The sequence below is a fragment of the Robertmurraya sp. DFI.2.37 genome, assembly GCF_029211245.1.
GTDB lineage: Bacteria > Bacillota > Bacilli > Bacillales > Cytobacillaceae > Robertmurraya > Robertmurraya methanolica_A.
The window spans coordinates 1-4,748 of the sequence record NZ_JARGEJ010000107.1; the positions used below are offsets into that span (position 1 = coordinate 1).

The following is a 4,748-nucleotide window of genomic DNA, read 5'->3' on the forward strand; positions in this document are numbered from 1 at the left end:
CTATACCAAAGAAGCAGGTGCCTTTTCTTGTTTAAAGGCAATAGTCAAGGAACAAAGTTGATTGTTCTTAAAGCTTTAATAGACCTAAAACAAGGTCGATTTTCAAGGTGCGAAAGTTGAGTTATATAACTACTAAAAAAACTAAGAATCCAACCATTAATCTATCTTTAATTAAACTACTAGTATATACTGAAAATAACGCTCTATTTTACTATGTGCCATCTTCTTTTTTCAATGTTATTCATATTTAGGAGATGATGAAATGATATTTTTTTATCAGGCACAGTAATAATACTTATACCAATATCCACACTTAAGAAACTAAAAAAGCATATCAAGCTTAAGAAATTCAAAAGCCATATCAAAAAAGGAATAAATTGGATTAATAACAGTTTCAACTTGTAAAGATAATTCCACTTAATTATTGATATATGGTGCATAGTAGGCTAGAGGATACTTTCTATTCTCTAGCCTACTAAATTAGATAATTAAATTAATACTGTATAAAACTTAAAAACAGAATCAGTTTCTGCTTCTTTTTGGAATTATGAACTATCACATAAAATCATTAAATTTATATTCAGACTACCTCACTTTTAAATATTCACATAAAATTCTCCGATGGAAACATAATAATTTGGAATACTTTTATTAATCCGGAGATGATTTCAAAATTGAAAGACTCACAACACGAAGACGCAAAGGGCAAACTACTCCGTGATAATTTGGAATATGGCGATTGGTTCTGCTTTCGCGTGGGAGATTGCAAAGCTTTTAGGCTCTAAACATCCTTACTTAGCTCCACTATCTGTAATCCTTTGTCAGCAAACTACATTCAATCGGACAGTTCAACTTTCACTTCAGCGAATCGTTGGAACCATTTTAGGAATCCTTCTCACTGTACTGATCGCAACCCATATTCAATTAAATGGATGGTTTTTAGGTTTATTGCTTCTTTTAGGCGCATATTGTACAAAGTGGTTAAACCTAGATATAAAAGTTCTTCATCAAGTTGCACTCACGATATTATTTGTGTTCGTGTTTGAAGAGCATTCAAAGAGTTACGCCCTCGATCGAATGAAAGACACCTCGATTGGGATTATTATCGCAATAGTTCTTCAATTTTTCTCGTTCCGTTTCATCAATTGGAAAAAGAGTAGTGCTTAATTTAAAAAAGGGAAACAAAATAGTTTTGTTTTCCTCAGCTCATTTACTTCTATCTACGACTGGAGCAAGGGAATGCTCAAGTATTGACAATAACTCTTCTTTCGAACGGGGAAAGGTTGTCATCTTTAATGGCTCCTTAATTTTGGCAAACACTTCAAGCACCCATGGTTGACGCAAATGGCTTTTTGCTAATAAGGCTTGATCTTGAAATATTTCGAACGGAGCATTTCTGGCAATGAGCATCCCTTCCGATAGTAGCCATATTTCATCAGCCCATTCATATGCGAAATCAACATCATGTGTGGACACAAGAACAGTGCGTTCCTCCGTAGCTAATTGATTAAGAATATTTAAGATCCTATTTGAGTAATAGGGATCTAGTCCTGCAGTCGGCTCATCAAAAATCATTAATGTCGGTTTCATTGATAACACAGAGGCAATAGCCACTCGTTTTTTTGACCAACACTTAAAAAATGTGGAGGTTTTTCTTTTAACGACATAGTATCAGTCAGCTTCATTGCCGTGAGAACGCGCGATTCTACCTCCTCTTTTGAAAGTCCCATATTCCGAGGGCCGTATTGAATATCATCATAAACACTTGATGAAAAGAGCTGTGTATCCGGATCTTGAAAGACAATTCCAACATCTCCGCGCAGTTTATTTTTTTCCTTGCGTTTATAAGTGAATTCTTCTCCCTTATAATAGAGCTGTCCCCTTGTCGGGGCTAGTACAGCATTTAAATGAAGAAGCAATGTTGATTTCCCTGCTCCATTATTTCCTAGCAGAGCAATCTTTTTTCCCATTGTAATTTTAAGCGATATATTATTTAATGCGAGCGTCCCATCAGGATATTGATAGGAGACATTCTTTAATTCTAAAAATGACTGTACCATTGCATTTCTTCTCCTCTTTTTTCAACATGACAGTTCTCTCCTAAACATGGTTGCCAAGGAAAAAAATAAAACAAGTGAGAAAAACTGTGCATCCAATTATAAGCCAATTTCTTTTGTTAAACGGTTGTTGTATTTCGACTTGTAAAAATTGCCCACTATTATTTCCTCGGGAATCACTGGCTCTTTGTACATCTTGTGCGGTTTTAAGCGATTTAACAAATATACTGATGATAAGCTGTGCCAAAGAATAAAAGCTCTGCTTTATCCGAAAATATCCGAGCCTGCTTGTTTGCGCAATGCGAATTTCATACATCTTATCAAGCAAAACGAAAATAAATCGGTATGTCACAACGAATAGTTCAATAAATAATGAAGGCAGACGCATTTTTTGCAACAACCAAATGATTTGCTGAATCGGAGTGGTCAAGATTAAAAAATACATACAACTAACCCCAGCCATTACTGACAAAAAAAGCTTCAAAACTTGCTCAGCGTTGTCGACACTAATATAAATTCTCCAGTTTGCGATCTCTATTTGAAAAATAATGTTTAATATTTCCATGCTAACTGGTGCAATGGAAAAGAGAATTACTAAAACGCTTGTGCATAAAAAGAAGAAGGGCAATAACAGTAATTTTATATAATACAACACTGGAATCTTTGCCCCTTTAACAATAACAATACTCATGAACATAAAAATGAAAAAGGCACTTGCAGCGTTTTTTAATAATAAAGAGAGGAAGAGAAGGGAAGCGGCAAAGATTCCTTTCTCTAATGGATGAACATTTTTAAATGCATTGCAATACGCCATTTGGTCAATTGACAACATCTTTTTTATTCACATTCTCCCTATTTGAGAAACTCTTTCTTGCTTTTGAATAGCCGAAAATATAGCCAATAATTAATGCGCCGATAACCGCTTGTAAGGCAAATAACAAACTTTCCGTCTCCCCGCCAGGCGGCTCCCAAATTGAGTCAAACCATGGCTCATAGTCAGGAGCAATCTCAACAATTTGGTCCTCCGCTTCTCCATCGGCTCCCGCAAACTCAGAATCATTGACGACATAAAGGGGAATAATCGCTAACAGAACAACTACTAGAAAAAGGATCGCATTCTTCATCATCATCGAACCTCCCTATGCAAAACATTCAACAGCTTTAATTCATCAGTATTATATTTTCTAATCAAGTTCATCACCATGACAGTTAATAATCCTTCACTAATTGCTAGCGGGATTTGCGTAAGTGCAAAAATACTCGCAAACTTGCTAAAAGAAGCAGCTATTCCACCAATCTCACTCGGAAAAGCAAGAGCCAACTGCAAAGAGGTCATAACGTACGTCCCCAAATCAGCAAACATTGCTGCTATAAAGACGATTACGGAAAAAGACCATTTCCATTTTGTACCTATTCTAAAGATCACAAAGGCAATAAGCGGACCTACAACAGCCATTGAAAAAGCATTGGCTCCTAATGTTGTTAGGCCGCCATGTGCAAGTAATAATGCCTGAAAAAGTAGTACAATCGTTCCAAGCACACTCATTACTAATGGGCCAAAAAGGATGGTTCCTAACCCTACCCCAGTCGGATGAGAACTACTCCCAGTTACTGAAGGAATTTTTAAGGCTGATAAGACAAAGGCAAAAGCACCTGCTAAGCCTAACATCATTTTCACTTCAGGATTTTCTTTAACGATTCTTTGAATTGATCTCATTCCAAATATGAGAAACGGAATGGTAGCAATCCACCAAAAAACAGCCCAACCGACAGGAAGGAAACCTTCCATAATATGCATGGCATAAGCCGGCCGAGAAGAGTTAACCCAAAAATAACTTACAAAAAATAAAATGACTGCTGCTGAGACAAACATAGATCGTTTTTTCATCATAGCTCCTCCTTTTCAAATGCCGAACAATAGCACAAGTACACAACTTTAGCACAACTTCAGTTCGAATGATTCCTGCCAAGATTAGAGAGCGCAGCCTTTATTCATGCTGCTCGCCTATCAAACGATACTGGATTTATATTTGATAAGCTCCTTACGCTTGACGGCAGATACATGGCTTACTAGAATGAACCCCTACGATGAAATGGCTTATTTCCTGATGCAAAAAAAGAGCATTCAAACCATAGGTTCGAATGCCCAGAATATATTTTATCTATGTTTTCAATAAATTTGAAAACTACCGTATTCTTGCAAACACCTCCCTATTATCCCGTAGGTTTCGTTGTGTTCATTGAATAGGCAGGTCTCCTGACTTATCTTCAACACTTCCTGCGCCTTCCCTTCTCTGTTAAGAAAGTGGCTTTTAACAGGTCGCTTCGAATTACAGTGGCGGGTACCGTGACGGATTTTCACCGAACTTCCCTCTTAAATTGGATAACGATTTATCCAATACCTATCAATGGAAACTATTAAATTACTCTCAGTATAAAATTCTATATGGGGGTTGTCTAGGTACAATCAGCGATAATTTGTGACGAAAAATCAAGAATAAGAAAACCGATAAATATTGACGATTATCTAATAAAAACAAAAAAAGGCCCCTTTTTATATCCCCTTCTATTATGGTACCTATAGTTAGGACACTTGAAAAAGAGTGTTTTATCTATAGGTATTTTTTTATATACTTAAACTTACTAAATAGGAACTAGGGGACAACATGAGTAAAATAACATTTTCAACTA

The 4,748-nt window shown here is 36.2% G+C and carries 6 protein-coding genes and 1 riboswitch; of the genes, 1 reads left to right on the forward strand and 5 read right to left on the reverse strand.

Features of this window, described 5'->3' with window-relative positions:
- The first annotated feature begins 717 nt into the window (after positions 1-717).
- Positions 718-1,167 carry an FUSC family protein gene (locus PZE06_RS25315; RefSeq protein WP_225310840.1) on the forward strand — a complete coding sequence of 150 codons (450 nt, stop codon included), beginning with the start codon at positions 718-720 and terminating at the stop codon, positions 1,165-1,167.
- A 39-nt stretch (positions 1,168-1,206) separates the two neighbouring features.
- On the opposite strand, the gene PZE06_RS25320 is transcribed toward PZE06_RS25315, so the two are convergent.
- The 5 genes from PZE06_RS25320 to PZE06_RS25340 are packed head-to-tail and all read right to left on the reverse strand — an operon-like array spanning position 1,207 to position 3,945.
- Complete coding sequence (locus PZE06_RS25320; RefSeq protein WP_263641587.1) at positions 1,207-1,590, reverse strand: AAA family ATPase; 384 nt, start codon at positions 1,588-1,590, stop codon at positions 1,207-1,209.
- A complete protein-coding gene (locus PZE06_RS25325; protein WP_225310842.1) occupies positions 1,587-2,060 on the reverse strand; it encodes an energy-coupling factor ABC transporter ATP-binding protein in 474 nt (157 codons plus the stop codon). The genes PZE06_RS25320 and PZE06_RS25325 overlap by 4 nt, the downstream gene beginning before the upstream one ends.
- Before the next feature lie 40 nt (positions 2,061-2,100).
- Positions 2,101-2,889 carry a cobalt ECF transporter T component CbiQ gene (gene cbiQ, locus PZE06_RS25330; RefSeq protein WP_150917759.1) on the reverse strand — a complete coding sequence of 263 codons (789 nt, stop codon included), beginning with the start codon at positions 2,887-2,889 and terminating at the stop codon, positions 2,101-2,103.
- Entirely contained in the window at positions 2,876-3,184 is a 309-nt protein-coding gene (locus PZE06_RS25335) for an energy-coupling factor ABC transporter substrate-binding protein (protein WP_150917768.1), read from the reverse strand. Before PZE06_RS25335 ends, cbiQ begins: the two co-directional genes overlap by 14 nt.
- On the reverse strand, positions 3,184-3,945 hold the full coding sequence (locus PZE06_RS25340; RefSeq protein ID WP_150917762.1) for an energy-coupling factor ABC transporter permease: 762 nt from the start codon (positions 3,943-3,945) through the stop codon (positions 3,184-3,186). The genes PZE06_RS25335 and PZE06_RS25340 overlap by 1 nt, the downstream gene beginning before the upstream one ends.
- A gap of 342 nt (positions 3,946-4,287) precedes the next feature.
- Positions 4,288-4,478, reverse strand: a riboswitch (cobalamin riboswitch).
- Positions 4,479-4,748 lie beyond the last annotated feature (270 nt).

Excerpts from the sequence above, each read along its gene's own strand:
- PZE06_RS25340 (WP_150917762.1), bottom strand. The coding sequence starts at position 3,945 with ATGAAAAAACGATCTATGTTTGTCTCAGCAGCAGTCATTTTATTTTTT.
- PZE06_RS25320 (WP_263641587.1), bottom strand. The coding sequence starts at position 1,590 with ATGAAACCGACATTAATGATTTTTGATGAGCCGACTGCAGGACTAGAT.
- PZE06_RS25325 (WP_225310842.1), bottom strand. The coding sequence starts at position 2,060 with ATGGTACAGTCATTTTTAGAATTAAAGAATGTCTCCTATCAATATCCT.
- PZE06_RS25335 (WP_150917768.1), bottom strand. The coding sequence starts at position 3,184 with ATGATGAAGAATGCGATCCTTTTTCTAGTAGTTGTTCTGTTAGCGATT.
- cbiQ (WP_150917759.1), bottom strand. The coding sequence starts at position 2,889 with ATGTTGTCAATTGACCAAATGGCGTATTGCAATGCATTTAAAAATGTT.